The sequence below is a fragment of the Shinella sp. GW821-FHT10F02 genome (genome assembly GCF_058809275.1).
Genome location: NZ_JBXASL010000012.1, coordinates 43683 through 58583, shown reverse-complemented (window position 1 = coordinate 58583; position 14901 = coordinate 43683). Strand labels below are relative to the sequence as shown.

At 64.5% G+C, this 14901-nt stretch carries 14 protein-coding genes; 8 read left to right on the top strand and 6 right to left on the bottom strand.

Going from position 1 to position 14901, the window contains the following annotated elements; all coding sequences use genetic code 11:
* The first annotated feature begins 139 nt into the window (after positions 1 to 139).
* Both AC1RWL_RS29895 and serA read left to right on the top strand, forming a co-directional pair.
* Entirely contained in the window at positions 140 to 1321 is a 1182-nt protein-coding gene (locus tag AC1RWL_RS29895; RefSeq protein ID WP_435266176.1) for a phosphoserine transaminase, read from the top strand.
* Positions 1322 to 1401: 80 nt separating this feature from the next.
* Positions 1402 to 2997, top strand: coding sequence for a phosphoglycerate dehydrogenase (gene serA / locus AC1RWL_RS29890; protein ID WP_493097136.1), 1596 nt, complete (start codon positions 1402 to 1404; stop codon positions 2995 to 2997).
* Positions 2998 to 3033: 36 nt separating this feature from the next.
* On the opposite strand, the gene AC1RWL_RS29885 is transcribed toward serA, so the two are convergent.
* Entirely contained in the window at positions 3034 to 3936 is a 903-nt protein-coding gene (locus AC1RWL_RS29885) for a DMT family transporter (protein ID WP_493097137.1), read from the bottom strand.
* Between the two features lie 202 nt (positions 3937 to 4138).
* Between AC1RWL_RS29885 and AC1RWL_RS29880 the strand changes: the two genes are divergently transcribed.
* Together AC1RWL_RS29880 and AC1RWL_RS29875 are read left to right on the top strand one after the other, a co-directional pair.
* Positions 4139 to 5434 (top strand): adenylosuccinate synthase, encoded by a 1296-nt coding sequence (locus tag AC1RWL_RS29880; protein ID WP_435266174.1) that lies wholly within the window; start codon positions 4139 to 4141, stop codon positions 5432 to 5434.
* 69 nt (positions 5435 to 5503) lie between these two features.
* Positions 5504 to 7672 carry a hypothetical protein gene (locus AC1RWL_RS29875; RefSeq protein WP_493097138.1) on the top strand — a complete coding sequence of 723 codons (2169 nt, stop codon included), beginning with the start codon at positions 5504 to 5506 and terminating at the stop codon, positions 7670 to 7672.
* Between the two features lie 73 nt (positions 7673 to 7745).
* On the opposite strand, the gene rpoH is transcribed toward AC1RWL_RS29875, so the two are convergent.
* Both rpoH and AC1RWL_RS29865 read right to left on the bottom strand, forming a co-directional pair.
* Complete coding sequence (gene rpoH, locus AC1RWL_RS29870) at positions 7746 to 8651, bottom strand: RNA polymerase sigma factor RpoH (protein ID WP_435266172.1); 906 nt, start codon at positions 8649 to 8651, stop codon at positions 7746 to 7748.
* 241 nt (positions 8652 to 8892) lie between these two features.
* On the bottom strand, positions 8893 to 9936 hold the full coding sequence (locus AC1RWL_RS29865) for an RluA family pseudouridine synthase (protein ID WP_493097139.1): 1044 nt from the start codon (positions 9934 to 9936) through the stop codon (positions 8893 to 8895).
* A 37-nt stretch (positions 9937 to 9973) separates the two neighbouring features.
* On the opposite strand from AC1RWL_RS29865, the gene AC1RWL_RS29860 reads away from it, so the two are divergent.
* Both AC1RWL_RS29860 and AC1RWL_RS29855 read left to right on the top strand, forming a co-directional pair.
* The gene (locus AC1RWL_RS29860; protein WP_256121012.1) at positions 9974 to 10360 is read left to right on the top strand and encodes a hypothetical protein; all 387 of its coding nucleotides are present in this window, start codon (positions 9974 to 9976) and stop codon (positions 10358 to 10360) included.
* Between the two features lie 6 nt (positions 10361 to 10366).
* Positions 10367 to 11191, top strand: coding sequence for a TrmH family RNA methyltransferase (locus AC1RWL_RS29855; protein WP_493097140.1), 825 nt, complete (start codon positions 10367 to 10369; stop codon positions 11189 to 11191).
* Here the strand turns inward: AC1RWL_RS29855 and AC1RWL_RS29850 are convergent.
* The 3 genes from AC1RWL_RS29850 to AC1RWL_RS29840 all read right to left on the bottom strand — a co-directional run bounded on the left by AC1RWL_RS29850 (position 11188) and on the right by AC1RWL_RS29840 (position 13492).
* Positions 11188 to 11571, bottom strand: coding sequence for a hypothetical protein (locus AC1RWL_RS29850; protein ID WP_493097141.1), 384 nt, complete (start codon positions 11569 to 11571; stop codon positions 11188 to 11190). The genes AC1RWL_RS29855 and AC1RWL_RS29850 overlap by 4 nt on opposite strands.
* A 19-nt stretch (positions 11572 to 11590) precedes the next feature.
* Positions 11591 to 12739 (bottom strand): hypothetical protein, encoded by a 1149-nt coding sequence (locus AC1RWL_RS29845; RefSeq protein ID WP_493097142.1) that lies wholly within the window; start codon positions 12737 to 12739, stop codon positions 11591 to 11593.
* 171 nt (positions 12740 to 12910) lie between these two features.
* Positions 12911 to 13492 (bottom strand): DUF1134 domain-containing protein, encoded by a 582-nt coding sequence (locus AC1RWL_RS29840; RefSeq protein ID WP_256121026.1) that lies wholly within the window; start codon positions 13490 to 13492, stop codon positions 12911 to 12913.
* Positions 13493 to 13709: 217 nt separating this feature from the next.
* On the opposite strand from AC1RWL_RS29840, the gene chpT reads away from it, so the two are divergent.
* Both chpT and AC1RWL_RS29830 read left to right on the top strand, forming a co-directional pair.
* Positions 13710 to 14363: a histidine phosphotransferase ChpT gene (gene chpT, locus AC1RWL_RS29835; RefSeq protein WP_256121027.1), complete on the top strand. Its 654-nt coding sequence runs from the start codon at positions 13710 to 13712 to the stop codon at positions 14361 to 14363.
* 118 nt (positions 14364 to 14481) lie between these two features.
* Positions 14482 to 14844 (top strand): response regulator, encoded by a 363-nt coding sequence (locus AC1RWL_RS29830; protein ID WP_256121028.1) that lies wholly within the window; start codon positions 14482 to 14484, stop codon positions 14842 to 14844.
* Positions 14845 to 14901 lie beyond the last annotated feature (57 nt).

Here is a 14901-nt window from a genome sequence, read left to right as displayed (position 1 = left end):
CCGGCGCGCCGTTTCCATTGCGCCGGATTATTTTTCGTTCGCGACATAATCCGCTTGACTTCAAGAGGTCTCTTCCATATTCACGGCGGCGGGACACCCTTCCCCAACGAAGGGCTATCTATCTGGAAGGATAGCAATCATGACGAAGACCGTCGCCGCTCCGGACGTGCGTCCGAACAACACCCATTTTTCTTCTGGCCCTTGCTCGAAGCGCCCCAACTGGTCGCTCGAAGCGCTTTCCGATGCCGCGCTCGGTCGTTCGCACCGCGCCAAGGTCGGCAAGACCAAGCTCAAGCAGGCCATCGACCTTACCCGTGAAATCCTGGAAGTGCCGGCGGATTACCGCATCGGCATCGTGCCGGCCTCCGATACCGGCGCCGTCGAGATGGCGCTGTGGTCGCTGCTCGGCCCGCGCGGCGTCGACATGGTCGCCTGGGAAAGCTTCGGCTCGGGCTGGGTTTCCGACGTGGTGAAGGAGCTGAAGCTCCCCGACACCCGCAAGATCACGGCCGATTACGGCCTGCTGCCCGACCTTTCCACGATCGATTTCGACCGTGACGTGGTCTTCACCTGGAACGGCACGACCTCCGGCGTCCGCGTCGCCAATGCGGACTTCATTCCGGCCGACCGCCAGGGCCTCACCATCTGCGACGCGACCTCGGCCGCGTTTGCCCAGAACCTCGATTTCGCCAAGCTCGACGTCGTCACCTTCTCCTGGCAGAAGGTGCTGGGCGGCGAGGGCGCGCATGGCGTCATCATCCTGTCGCCGCGGGCCGTCGAGCGTCTGGAAAGCTACACGCCTTCCTGGCCGATGCCGAAGATCTTCCGCATGACCAAGGGCGGCAAGATCATCGAGGGCATCTTCCAGGGCGAGACGATCAACACGCCCTCCATGCTCTGCGTCGAAGATTATATCGATGCACTGCTCTGGGCCAAGGAGATCGGCGGCCTCAAGGCGCTGATGGCGCGCGCCGATGCGAATGCCAAGGTGATCTTCGACTTCGTCGAGGCCAACGACTGGATCGCCAACCTGGCCAAGGCGCCGGAAACGCGCTCCAACACCTCGGTCTGCCTGACCATCGCCGACAAGGACGTGGCAGCGCTCGACGCCGATGCACAGGCCGCCTTTGCCAAGGGTCTCGTTGCCCTGCTCGAAAAGCAGGGTGTCGCCTATGACATCGGCGCCTACCGCGACGCCCCGTCGGGCCTGCGAATCTGGGCCGGTGCGACCATCGACACCGCGGACCTCGAAGCGCTGATGCCGTGGCTGACCTGGGCTTTCGAGACCCAGAAGGCGACGCTTGCCAAGGCTGCGGCCTGATTTTTTCGCGACCGGCTTCGTCCTCTGGGCGAAGCCACCTTTGATCTCATCTCCCTAGACTCAATTGAAGGAGGCCTCTCATGGCACCTCGCGTACTCGTATCCGATGAACTGTCGGAAACCGCCGTCCAGATCTTTCGTGATCGCGGCGTTGAAGTGGACTTCCAGCCGCAGCTCGGCAAGGACAAGGACAAGCTTGCCGAAATCATCGGCAACTATGACGGCCTCGCCATCCGCTCCGCCACCAAGGCGACGGAAAAGCTGATTGCGGCGGCGACCAACCTCAAGGTCATCGGCCGCGCCGGCATCGGCGTCGACAATGTCGATATCCCGGCCGCCTCGCGCCGCGGCATCATCGTCATGAACACGCCCTTCGGCAACTCGATCACCACGGCGGAACACGCGATCGCCCTGATGTTCGCCGTCGCCCGCCAGCTTCCCGCTGCCGACACCTCCACGCAGGCCGGCAAGTGGGAGAAGTCGAAGTTCATGGGCGTCGAGATCACTGGCAAGACGCTCGGCGTCATCGGCGCCGGCAATATCGGCTCGATCGTCTGCTCGCGCGCCATCGGCCTCAAGATGCATGTCATTGCCTATGACCCGTTCCTCTCCAAGGAGCGCGCCGAGGAAATGGGCGTGAAGAAGGTCGAGCTCGACGAACTGTTCGCCGAGGCCGATTTCATCACCATGCATGTGCCGCTGACCGACAAGACCCGCAACATCATCGACGCGGCGGCGATCGCCAAGATGAAGGACGGCGTGCGCATCGTAAACTGCGCCCGCGGCGGCCTCGTCGTCGAGGCGGACCTTGCCGAAGCGCTGAAGTCCGGCAAGGTCGCCGGTGCCGGCTTCGACGTCTTCGAAGTCGAGCCCGCCAAGGAAAGCCCGCTCTTCGGCCTGCCGAACGTCGTCTGCACGCCGCATCTCGGCGCCTCGACCACGGAAGCCCAGGAGAACGTCGCCCTACAGGTTGCCGAGCAGATGTCGGATTACCTAGTGCGTGGTGCTGTCTCCAACGCCATCAACATGCCGTCGATCACTGCCGAGGAAGCGCCGATCCTGAAGCCGTTCATCCGGCTTGCCGATGTGCTCGGTGCCTTCGTCGGCCAGGTCACGGAAAGCGCGATCAAGGAAATCGAGATCCTCTACGACGGCGCGACCGCTTCGATGAACACCAAGGCGTTGACGAGCGCCGCACTTGCCGGTCTCATCCGCACCCAGGTTTCCGACGTCAACATGGTTTCGGCGCCGGTCATGATCAAGGAAAAGGGCGTCATCCTCTCCGAGGTCAAGCGCGACAAGTCGGGCGTCTTCGACGGCTATATCCGCCTGACGGTGACGACCGCCAACCAGACGCGCTCGATCGCCGGCACCGTCTTCTCCGACGGCAAGCCGCGCTTCATCCAGATCAAGGGCATCAACCTCGACGCCGATGTGGGCAACCACATGGTCTACATCACCAACACCGACGTTCCCGGCATGATCGGCTTCATCGGCACGACGCTCGGTGCGGCCGGCGTCAACATCGCCAACTTCCAGCTTGGCCGCGACAAGCAGGGCGGCGATGCGATCGCGCTGCTCTATGTCGATGCCGCCCTCTCCGACGAGGTCCTGAACAAGCTGCGTACCAACGACGCGATCCGTCAGGTCAAGTCGCTGGTCTTCAACGTCGACTAAGCTTCGTCCTCCCAAGACGAAAAGAAACCCGCCGGTTCATCCGGCGGGTTTTTTGTTGTCCTTCGGCCGGCCCCACTCGGCAATGGCGATGCCGCCGAGCACGAGGAGGAGGGCGACGACGTGGAAGGGGTAGAGCGTCTCGCCGATCAGCAGGACGGACAGAATGGTGCCGAAGACCGGGATGGCGTTGATGAAGAGGCCGGCGCGGTTGGCGCCGATCATCTCGACGCCGCGCACATAGAGCACCTGCGAGAGCAGCGACGGGAAGATGCCGGCATAGAGCACGATGGCCCAGCCGGTCGTATCCGGGAAGATCGCGGCGCCGCGCGACAGTTCCCAGAAGAACAGCGGGATGGCGCTGAGCAGCGCGCCGAAGGCGGGGGCGGCGATAAAACTCTGCCAGTGCAGCTCCGGCTTCCAGCGCAGCGACACGGTATAGGCGGCATAGACGATGGCCGCACAAAGCATCAGCGCATCGCCGAAGTTGAATTCCAGCTCCGCCAGTGCCGAGAATTCGCCATGAGCGGCTGTTACAAGCACGCCGATGAGCGTGACGCTGAAGCCGATGATCTGGGCGATGGAGGCCTGGATGCGGAACAGCACGAAGTTGAAGACGAAGATCAGCATGGGAATGCCGGCCTGCTCGATGACGGCATTGATGGCGCTGGTATAGCCGAGCGCGGTATAGAGCAGGGCATTAAAGGCCGTGAAGCCGAAGATGCCGTAGAGCAGAAGCTGGAGCCAGTGCTTGCGGATCATCGGCCAGTCGCGCTTCACCTGCGGCATCATGAAGGCGAGGATGATGATGAGCGCGACGATCCAGCGATAGGTCGTCAGCACCATCGGGCTGACATGGCCGACCGCCAGTTTGCCCGCCACCGAGTTCGCGCCCCAGAAAAGGGCGGTGACGCTGAGATAGAAATAGGCTCTGCTGTTCAAGGCGGGGTGATCCGGACGGTCGAGGGAAGGGCGCGGGGTGCGTCGGCAGGCGGCCCACATAAGGCGAAAAAGCGCGGAATGTCATGTAAAAAGCGGATTGTGGCCGTCATAACAGGGTCGCATTCCCAAAGACAACACAGTATAGATGCGCGGGTTTGTGTCAGGCACGCGGCTATCCGCTTGCGAATACGGGAAAGATGAAATGACGAACGTCGTGGTGGTCGGATCGCAATGGGGTGACGAAGGCAAGGGCAAGATTGTCGACTGGCTTTCCGAACGCGCGGATGTCATCGTCCGCTATCAGGGCGGCCACAATGCGGGTCATACCCTGGTTATCGATGGTGTCAGCTACAAGCTGGCGCTGCTGCCGTCCGGCCTCGTGCGCGGCAAGCTCAGCGTCATCGGCAACGGCGTCGTCGTCGATCCCCACCACTTCGTGGCCGAAATCGAGAAGTTGCGCGCTCAGGGCGTGAACATCACGCCGGAAATCCTGCGCATCGCCGACAACGCCCCGCTCATCCTGTCCCTGCACCGTGACCTGGACGGCTTCCGTGAAGATGCCGCCTCCAACAGCGGCACGAAGATCGGCACGACACGGCGCGGCATCGGCCCCGCCTATGAAGACAAGGTCGGCCGCCGCGCCATCCGCGCCATCGATCTGGCCGACAGGGACGCGCTGCCGGCGAAGATCGACCGGCTGCTGACCCATCACAACGCGCTGCGCCGCGGCCTCGGCCTGCCGGAAATCTCGGTGGAATCGATCGAGAAGGAACTGATGGAAGTCGCCGACCGGGTGCTGCCCTATGTCGATCAGGTCTGGCGCATCCTCGACGACCACCGCAAGGCCGGTTCCCGCATCCTTTTCGAAGGGGCTCAGGGCGCGCTGCTCGACAACGACCACGGCACCTATCCCTTCGTGACCTCGTCCAACACGGTTGCGGGCCAAGCCGCTGCCGGTTCCGGCCTCGGCCCGACGGCGATCGGTTATGTGCTCGGCATCACCAAGGCCTACACGACCCGTGTCGGCGAGGGGCCGTTCCCGTGCGAGCTCGATGACGAGATCGGCAAGCACCTTTCGACCGTCGGCCGCGAAGTCGGCGTCAATACTGGCCGTCCACGCCGCTGCGGCTGGTTCGATTCGGTTCTCGTGCGCCAGACCGTGAAGACCTCGGGCATCACGGGCATCGCGCTCACCAAGCTCGACGTGCTGGATGGTCTCGACGAGTTGAAGATCTGCGTCGCCTACAAGCTCGACGGCAAGGAAATCGACTATCTTCCGGCAAGCCAGGGCCAGCAGGCCCGCGTCGAGCCGGTCTATATCACGCTCGAAGGCTGGAAGGAATCGACGGTCGGCGCGCGTAGCTGGGCGGACCTGCCGGCCCAGGCGATCAAATATGTACGACAGGTCGAAGAGCTGATCGGCGCCCCCGTCGCCCTGCTTTCGACCAGTCCGGAGCGGGAGGACACGATACTTGTGACCGACCCGTTTGAGGACTAATCTCAAGCTCAACACCAGTTCCGTGACGTATTCCAATGAGATAGCGAGCGGACACGACGGAAAGTTCTGATGGCGGATTTTGTAGCAGTCATTCGGAGGGCCGTGGACGGCCTCTCGGACAATAATGCCGAGATGCGGCAGAAGGTTTACGAGAAGGCGCGCGGTGCCGTGCGCCGGCAACTCGAATCCATGAACCCGCGCCCTTCCGATGACCTGGTGAAACGTCAGCTCGACAAGCTCGAAGCGGCGATCGACAGCGTCGAGATCGACCATGCCGAGGCGCTTCCCGCCGACGATGTCGCACCGGAACCCGTTGAGGATGTCGTCCAGCCGGAACCGGTGGTGGAAGAACCCGTTGCCGTCGACGAGCCGGAAGAGGCGGTCGCGGTAGCCGAACCGGAACAGCACGACGAGCCGGTGGAGCATGTCCACGAGGCGGCGCCGGTTGAGCCGGTGATCGAAGACGAGCCGGTTGCCGAAACCCACATCGAGCCGGAACCCGAGCAGGTTGTCGAGGAAGAGCGCGTCGCGGACGAGCCGCAGCCGGTTGCTGCCGAGGCCCATAGCGAGCCGTCCTGGCATGTCGAGGCCGCGCCCGCCGACGATTATGTGCCCTCCTGGCAGGAGCCGGAGCCGGATCGCTCCGTGGAAGCCGAAGCGGTGGAGACCGTCGCGGCCGTGGAGCCGGAGGCCCGGATCTACCCGGTTCACGACGAGAAGCTGCCCGAAGCCGAGCCGGTCGCGGATGCCCGCATGCCCTCGGCGGAAGCCCAGTGGAACTGGAACGAGGCCGCACCCGTCGCGGTCGAGGTTGAGAAACACGAGCCGACACCGGCGGTTGCCAACGATCCGCTCGCCTGGGACTGGCCGGACGACAAGGCGGCCCAGCCGGAAGCCGAGCGCGAAAAAACCGCCAAGAGCCCGGAATGGGGCGATCTCGACGACCTTCTCGGCCATACGCCGACGGCCGGCGTCGCCGTCGCATCCACCGTGGCGGCGGCCACTACTGCCGAAGCTGCATCGTCCACGCCTGCTTTCGAGCCGGCCCGTGCGCCGCAGCGCTCCTTCCGCGCCGAGCCACGCAAGTCGCGCATCAATTTCGGTGCGCTTGCCGCCGTGATCGCGCTCATCGCCATCGTCGGCGGTGTGGGCGCCGGCTACTGGTTCAACCGCGATACGGTGAACGGCTGGGTCAACGAGCGCATCGCCTCGTTCACCGCGCCCTCGACCGAGACGCCGGCCGAGACCCAGCAGCAGACCAACGACACCGCCGAAGGCGGCCGCAACCTGCCGGCAAACACCACGCCGGCCGACACGGCCGAGACGACGGACAATGCCGCCGGCACGACCACGCCGACCACCGAGGTGGCCTCCGCCACGCCGACCGGCAACGGCAAGTTCACGCAGCGCCTGCTGACGGACGGGACCGAAGTGGACGAAGGCCCGGCGGCGGCGCTGGACGGCGCAACGCCGGAAGAGGGCAAGTCGGTTGCCGCCCAGTCGACGGAAACCGCAGGCGTGGTGACCGAAGACGGCGCGGCCGCCGCGGGCACCACCGGCGCGGGCACGACCACGACGGACGGCACGACGCAGACGCCGGCCGGCACCACTGGCACCGCGACCACGACGGACACGCAGACGCCTGCGGCCACCGGCGAGCAGCCGGCCGCCATCGGCGTTACGCAGAAAATGTTCCTCTATGAAGAGCGCCTCGGCCAGACGGCGCCGACGGCGATCGAAGGCACGGTCGCCTGGTCGAGCGCGGAAGAATCGCCGGGTGGCGAGGCCAAGGCCGAACCGGTGGTGCGCGCGCAGATCAACGTGCCCTCCAAGGGCCTGACCGCGCTGATCACCTTCCGCCGCAACGGCGACCGGTCCCTGCCGGCAAGCCATCTGGTCGAGCTCGTCTTCTCGCTGCCGGAGAATTTCGAAGGCGGCGGCATCGAGAGCGTACAGCGCGTGGCGATGAAGCGGACCGAGCAGGACCGCGGCGATGCGCTGATCGCGGTGCCGGCGAAGATCACCGACGACTTCCACATGATCGCGCTCAACGACTTCCCGGAGGCGATCGCCAAGAACACCGAACTCCTGCGCACGCGCAGCTGGATCGACATTCCGATCACCTACCGCAACGGCCGGCGTGCGCTGATGACGCTCGACAAGGGCACGGCGGGCACGGAAGCCTTCGACACGGTGATGAAAGCCTGGACGACGCTCGGCGCGGCCGGCAGCCAGTAAGGCCGCTCGCTTCTCACAACAAAAAAGGCCCGGCATCGCTGCCGGGCCTTTTCGTTTGGATTGTCGCTTCGCCTCAGGCGTCTTCGATGACGCGCACCGCGCGGGCCTGTTCGGCCGCGTATTTCTGCACGGCTTCCTGCACCTTCTCGAAGGCGCGGACCTCGATCTGGCGCACGCGCTCGCGGCTGATGTCGAACTCGGACGACAGCTCTTCCAGCGTCACCGGGTCTTCGGCGAGGCGGCGGGCCTCGAAGATGCGGCGTTCGCGGTCGTTCAGCACGCCCATGGCGCGCGCCAGCATGGCGCGGCGGGTGTCCAGTTCGTCCTGCTCGATCAGCGTCTGTTCCTGGCTGTCGTGGTCGTCGACGAGCCAATCCTGCCACTGGCCGGATTCACCTTCGCCGGCCTTGATGGGCGCGTTGAGCGAGGCATCGCCGGTGAGGCGCTGGTTCATCGAGACGACTTCGTCTTCCGAAACCTTCAGCTTGGTCGCGATTTCCTTGACCTGGTCGGGCTTCAGGTCGCCGTCGTTGATCGCCTGGATCTTGCTTTTCATGCGGCGCAGGTTGAAGAACAGGCGCTTCTGGTTGGCAGTCGTGCCCATCTTCACCAGCGACCACGAGCGCAGGATATATTCCTGGATCGAAGCCTTGATCCACCACATGGCATAGGTCGCCAGACGGAAGCCGCGTTCCGGGTCGAACTTCTTGACGGCCTGCATCAGGCCGACATTGCCCTCGGAAACGACTTCGCCGATCGGCAGGCCGTAGCCGCGATAGCCCATGGCAATCTTGGCCACGAGCCGAAGATGGCTTGTGACGAGCTCATGCGCCGCGGTGCGGTCGCCGTGCTCCTGGTAACGCTTGGCGAGCATGTATTCCTGCTGCGGCTCAAGCATTGGAAACTTGCGGATTTCATCGAGATAGCGGTTGAGACCACCTTCTCCGGCCGTGATCGACGGCAGCGTATTGCGGGCCATTCAGCACCCCTTTCTGAAGCGGCTTCCATTCGGCAAGCCTTGGTACGGAGCACGATCCTCTGAAACCGGATCCCCGTCAGCAACCATGCTCCCCAGTGGGTCATGGCGACCCCACTAAGTGTACAGATAGGTATGGCGAAACAATGGTTCAAGCGTCCGCGAGTTTCACGGATACGTGAAAGCGGGCCGGGCGAAACGGATTTTTCGATACATTCCCAAGGTGGGGTTTTGTACCCGGAAATCAAGGCTTGGTGGTATTTTCCACTGCGCGCAGTGCCGAAATCAGTCGTTCAAGATCCTCCGGCGGCGGCGCTTCGAAATGCATGGTCTCGCCGGTGGCGGGATGCTCGAACTGCAGCATGAAGGCGTGCAGCGCCTGGCGGCGGAAACCGTTGACGACGTCGCGCGCCTCGTCCGGCAGGCGGTTTGCCTTGGTCTTGAAGGCGGCGCCATATTCCGGGTCGCCGACCAGCGGGTGGCCGATATGCGCCATGTGCACGCGGATCTGGTGCGTGCGGCCGGTTTCCAGATGGCACTCGACGAGTGAGGCGAGGCTGGTGGCTTCGGGGGTTTCGCCATAGCGCTCGACCACTTCGTAGTGGGTGATCGCCTCGCGGGCGTCGTCGGCGTCCTCGCGCTTCACAGCGCGCTTGGTGCGGTCGTTGCCGCGGCCGAGCGGCGCGTCGATGGTGCCCTTCAGCTGACGGGGCCGGCCCCAGACGACGGCCTGGTAGGCGCGCTCCAGCGGGCCGGTGCGGCCGTGGTCGGCAAACTGGTCGGAGAGGTGGCGGTGCGCGGCGTCGTTCTTGGCGACGACCATGACGCCGCTCGTCTCCTTGTCGAGCCGATGCACGATGCCGGGACGGCGCACGCCGCCGATGCCGGAAAGGGTTTTGCCGCAATGGTGGATGAGCGCGTTGACCAGCGTGCCCGTCCAGTTGCCGGCGCCGGGATGCACGACGAGGCCCGCCGGCTTCACCAGCACGATCAGGTTGTCATCCTCGTAGAGCACGTCGATCGGGATGTCCTCGGCCTGCGGCTCGGGATCGCGCGGCTCGGGCAGGGCGATCTCGACGCGGTCGCCGGGATGGACCTTGCGCTTCGGCTCGCCGACCGCCGCTCCGTTGACCAGCACGGCCCCTTCCTCGATCAGCGCCTTGATGCGATTGCGCGAAAAATCGCCGGCAAGCGTGGCCGCAAGCCAGGCGTCGATGCGTCCTTCGGCGTCTTCCGGCACCGTCAGGACTTTTCTTGTCGCCTCGGCTTCTTTAAAGGGGTCGGTCATCGTTCAACTCAGCTCATTGCCGGAAGGTCGCCTTGCCATGTCCAACATCGAAAACGACGATCAGGAAGACAAGCCGCTCGACCCGGTGATGGAAAACGTCCGTCGCAAGATGATGCGCCTGCAACTGGTCTCGGGCGGCATCATGCTTTTGATGTTCATGGCGGTGCTTGCGGCCATTGTCTACAAGATCAACACGCGCGAAAGCAAGCCGGAAGCGGCTGTCGCCGGCGGCGTTGCCGTGCCGAGCGATGCGCCGGTCAAGGCGACCGCGACGCTGCCTGATGGTTTCGCCGTCTCGGCCGTGTCGCAGTCGGCCGGCCAGATCCTTTTCTACGGCGTGATGGCGGACGGCGTGCGCAAGGCCTTCCTCTTCGACATCGCGGCAAGCCGCATCGTCGCCGAGATCGACGTCAAGGGCAACTGATCCGCCATGGCGGCCGAACCGCTCCGCATAGAAGATCCCGCCGATCCGCGCATTGCCGGCTTCGTCTCGATCCGCGAGCGCGACCTCACGGGCCGCGACGGCCTGTTCATCGCCGAGGGCACGGTGGTGCTGCGCATGCTCGGTAGTGCGCCGGCGCGGGAAAACGGCTTTGCCGCGGAGGCGATCCTGCTTCTTGAAAGCCGTGTCGCCGGCGTCGCCGAGGTGCTTGCCACCTTTCCGGCGACCGTGCCGGTCTATATCGCCGCGGCGCCCGTCTTCGATGCGATTGCCGGGTTCAACATGCATCGCGGCGTGCTGGCGCTCGGCCGCAAGCCGGCGCAGGCGGCCTCGCTGCTGCCATCGCTGCCGGAAACGAGCCTTGTGCTCGCAGGCTGCGGCCTCTCCAACCACGACAATGTCGGCTCGATCTTTCGCAATGCCGCGGCCTTCGGCGCGGATGCGGTGTTTCTCGACGAGACGAGCTGCGATCCGCTTTACCGCAAGGCGATCCGGGTCTCCGTCGGCTCTGTGTTGACGGTGCCGTTTTCGCGCGGGCTCGCTGCCGAGGCGATGCTGCGGGGCCTCGCCGAGGCGGGTTACGAGATCTGGGGTCTGTCGCCGCGTGGCGCTGTGCCAGTGGGGGAAATCCCGGCGGCGCGGCGCATCGCGCTGGTGCTCGGCACGGAAGGCGAGGGGTTGCCGGAGACCATCCTATCCTCCTTCCGCACGGCACGTATTCCACAGCGGCCGGGGCTGGACAGCCTCAATGTCGCGACGGCGAGCGGCATCGCACTTTACCAGATCGCGCTCACCATGGGGCGTGTCGCCTAGCAGCGCACGCCGTCCCACAATTCGTTCGGCGAGCCGGTCTGGTCCTGCCATTTGCCGGTAAAGCCGCTGTAATCCGGCCTGATGGTGATGAAGAGTTTGCCGGTGCCATACATATCGCGCCAGTCGAGCCGGCGGTCGAGGCCCTTGCCGGGTGGATCTTCCGCCAGCGTGCCGGTGCTCCGGCCGTCGCCGTCGGCAAATTCGTAGGTGCCGGTTAGCCGGCCGTCGCCTGTCAGTGACAGCACGGTGATTGCCTCGACCAGGTCGCCATTGCTCCACAGCCGGCCGCAATAGCGCCCGTCGATGCTCATCGCCTGCTTGGGCGAGGGGGCGGTCGCGCCGGAAATGCCGATCACCAATGCCAGGATTGCTGCCTTCATGCCGCCCTCCCGGGACGTTTCAAGCTTCGTCGCCGCTGATCTGTTCGCGCACGCGCTGGGCGAGGCTGCGTTCGTCGCCGTCGAGCGCCGGGTCGATCGTGGCGATGAGGTCGTGCACGGGCGAGCCAGCACCCTCGCGCGCGGCCGTCAGCACGATCATCTTGCTGGCGAGATCGGCCATTTCCTCGCGGAGCGCCGCGTCGTTGTCGCCGGTTTTCGCGGCGAGCAGCCGTTCCGAAAGCGCCGTGCCCTGGTTGCGCACGTCCTCCTCCAGCGCGCCGATGTCGATCGGCGGCGGCACCAGCTTTTCGGTGCGGCGGGCGGAAATGCGGGTTGTCGCGATGGTGCGGGCGAGCCCGGTGGACCGCATCGCTTTCACCGTATCCTTGTTTTCCGCTGTCAACGTCTTCACCTTGTCGCGCAGGCGGTTGATTTCCGCGATGCGCCGTTCGATTGCATTGTCCTTGTCGGCGCTGCCGGCGAGCTCGCGCGTCAGCCGTGTTTCGAGCTGGCGCACGCGGCCCTCTTCGCGCGACAGGCGCATTTCCAGCGATTTTGCCGCCTGGCTCGCCGTCTTGATGTCCTCGCGCAGCTTGTCGCGCTCGTCCTTGAGATTGCCGATGCGGCTCTTCAGGTTCTCCATCGCCGTGTCACGGGTGGCGAGGTCGATCTTCATATTGTCGAGGTCCGCCTCGAGATGGTCGATGCGGCCGTGCAGGCTCTCGATGTCGGCTTCCTTGCCGCGGATCTCGCGGTCGGCGGTCGAAAGCGCCGTCTTCAGCTGCTCGGTCTTCATTTCCTCGCGGCGCAGCGCCGAGCGCATGTCGCCGGCCTCGATGTTCATGTCGGCGATCTGGGCGTGCAGTTCGGCGTTTTCCGTGCCGATCGCCGCCGCCTGCGCCAGCAGTTTCTCGTTGCGCACCATTTCCAGCGTGTGTTTTTCGCGCTCGCGGCGCACGCTCTGGGACAGGCGGGCGTTTTCCGCGGCATAGGCGGCGCGGGCCATGTCCTTTTGCGCCCGCACTTCCTGCGGGCTGAGCGGCATCGTGGCGCGCATGCGCTCTTCGGTGAACTTGACGACGCGCTTCTGGATGGCCGGCGCGACGAGCAGACCGGTCAGCGTGGCGGCGAGAAAGCCGAGCGCGAAGAGAAGGGCATACTCGATCACAGGTCCACTCGTTCCAAAACGGCCCAAAACGGTTCAAGCAAGCGCACTATAGCGGCTCGCCCGAACTTTCACAGGGGGATGCCCGGCGAAATCAACTCTCGGTTAACCTGACGGGCGAGGGCCGCCATTCATTCGACCAGAGGGGCGACCAAGGGGCGACCGGGTGGGCGATCAGAAGGGATTCCAGGTCGGTTCGCGGGTGAGCTTCAGGTAGCCGGCATTGATGCCGATGCGGGCGCCGACGCCGGTGCGGATCGGCACGAGCACGACGTCGCGGTTGACATTGACCTGCATGCCGACGCCGGCAATGACATAGGCCGAGCCGGAAACGCCGCCGTACCGCTCATAGAGCGCATTGACGTCGGGCAGATTGTAGACGAGCATCATGGTGCGGCTGCCCTGGCCGCCCCAGTCGAGGCCGAGCGACGGGCCCTGCCAGAACACCGAATGCTGGCCGGCATTCTTGGTGTTCAGCGTGCCCTCGCCATAGGTCAGGCCGGCGACGAAGGCGCCGGACCCTTCCTGGCCGAGAATGTAGCCGTTGGGCAGGCCGTGGGATTCGAAAGCGCGTTCGACCACCTTGGCGAGGCCACCCGAGGTGGAGCCGAAGAAGCCGTGGCCGGCATCGACGATTTCCTGCATGGAATATTGGCCGCTGCTCTGCTGTGCCTGAGCCGGCAAAATCCAGAAGAGCGCCAGCAGCGCCGTTGTGACGATCCTGAACGCCGTCGTGACCAGTTTTGAAACACGCATGTCCCGTTCGCCTTCCTTCATGTCTCGGCCCCGTTCCATGCAGCAATTTGATCCGATCGTCTTAACAATCGGTTTACCAAATGTGGTGTCATTATGGCTGTCTTCAATTCGGGTACGCCTCGCGCAATTCCGGCGTGTTATGCGTCGCGCAGGATGCCCGCGACAGTGCCCTGTGAGGCCGCCGCGTTGCAAGAATACGTGGACCTGGGAGAAATTTATGGCGAAAAATCCAAACCTTACGCTGACCGGTCCCGATCTGGCAGCGCTTCTTTGCAGCCGCGTCTGCCATGACGTCATCTCGCCCGTGGGCGCGATCAACAACGGGCTGGAACTGCTCGACGAGGGCGGCGCTGATTCGGAGGCGATGGACCTCATCCGCACCAGCGCGCTGAATGCCTCCGTGCGTCTGAAGTTCGCACGGCTCGCTTTCGGCGCCTCCGGCTCGGTCGGCGCCTCCATCGATACGGGCGAGGCGGAAAAGGCGGCGCGCGATTTCGCCGTCGCCGAGAAGAAGACCGAGATCACCTGGACGGGACCGCGCGCCATCGTCGCGAAGAACCGGGTCAAGCTGCTGCTCAACCTGTTTCTCGTCGCCTATGGCGCCATTCCGCGCGGTGGCTCGATCGACGTGACGCTGGAAAACCCGGAAACCGACGCGGTCTTCAAGCTCACCGCCAAGGGCCGCATGCTGCGCGTGCCGCCGAAATTCATGGAGATCCTCTCCGGCACGCCGGAAGAGTCCGTCGACGCCCATTCCATCCAGCCCTATTACACGGTGCTGCTGGCGGACGAGGCGGGCATGCAGCTCGACGTGGCGGCTTCGCCCGAAGAGATCGTCTTCTCCGCCCGCGTGGTCGCCGCCGAGGCGTAAAACAATGCGGCCAGGGTTTGTTAACCATGGCCGCTAACGCTTTGTTTGCCAGCCGCCGGTACAGTTGCAACCTGTAATCTTCCCGCAGCTCAAGAGCGGGAGACCCTAGGAGCAGCTAATGCAGCGGTTGATGATCGCCGATGGTTCCGACGTCGTCCGTAAGGTCGGCAAGCGTATTCTCTCCGGTTTCAATTTCCTCGTGCTGGAAGCGTCGAGCTCGCTCGAAGCGCTGGTGCGTTGCGAGGCGGAGCTGCCGAACATCATCATCGTCGATGCGACGATGGACGGTGCGATCGAGCTGATCGGCAATATCCGCAACCTGCCGCAGGGCAAGTCGGTGCGCATCTATTATTGCGTGGTCGAGGCGGACCTCAAGAAGATGATGATGGGCAAGCGCGCCGGTGCCGACGACTTCCTGCTGAAGCCGTTCGACCGCAAGATCCTGACCCAGGTCTTCGGCAATCTTTCAATCGCCGCCTGAAACGATAGACCTTAATCTGACGACATCGACGCGGCCGCTCGTGAAGAGCCGGCCGCG

Excerpts from the sequence above, each read along its gene's own strand:
- AC1RWL_RS29895 (WP_435266176.1), top strand. The coding sequence starts at position 140 with ATGACGAAGACCGTCGCCGCTCCGGACGTGCGTCCGAACAACACCCAT.
- serA (WP_493097136.1), top strand. The coding sequence starts at position 1,402 with ATGGCACCTCGCGTACTCGTATCCGATGAACTGTCGGAAACCGCCGTC.
- AC1RWL_RS29880 (WP_435266174.1), top strand. The coding sequence starts at position 4,139 with ATGACGAACGTCGTGGTGGTCGGATCGCAATGGGGTGACGAAGGCAAG.
- AC1RWL_RS29875 (WP_493097138.1), top strand. The coding sequence starts at position 5,504 with ATGGCGGATTTTGTAGCAGTCATTCGGAGGGCCGTGGACGGCCTCTCG.
- rpoH (WP_435266172.1), bottom strand. The coding sequence starts at position 8,651 with ATGGCCCGCAATACGCTGCCGTCGATCACGGCCGGAGAAGGTGGTCTC.
- AC1RWL_RS29865 (WP_493097139.1), bottom strand. The coding sequence starts at position 9,936 with ATGACCGACCCCTTTAAAGAAGCCGAGGCGACAAGAAAAGTCCTGACG.
- AC1RWL_RS29860 (WP_256121012.1), top strand. The coding sequence starts at position 9,974 with ATGTCCAACATCGAAAACGACGATCAGGAAGACAAGCCGCTCGACCCG.
- AC1RWL_RS29855 (WP_493097140.1), top strand. The coding sequence starts at position 10,367 with ATGGCGGCCGAACCGCTCCGCATAGAAGATCCCGCCGATCCGCGCATT.
- AC1RWL_RS29850 (WP_493097141.1), bottom strand. The coding sequence starts at position 11,571 with ATGAAGGCAGCAATCCTGGCATTGGTGATCGGCATTTCCGGCGCGACC.
- AC1RWL_RS29840 (WP_256121026.1), bottom strand. The coding sequence starts at position 13,492 with ATGCGTGTTTCAAAACTGGTCACGACGGCGTTCAGGATCGTCACAACG.
- chpT (WP_256121027.1), top strand. The coding sequence starts at position 13,710 with ATGGCGAAAAATCCAAACCTTACGCTGACCGGTCCCGATCTGGCAGCG.
- AC1RWL_RS29830 (WP_256121028.1), top strand. The coding sequence starts at position 14,482 with ATGCAGCGGTTGATGATCGCCGATGGTTCCGACGTCGTCCGTAAGGTC.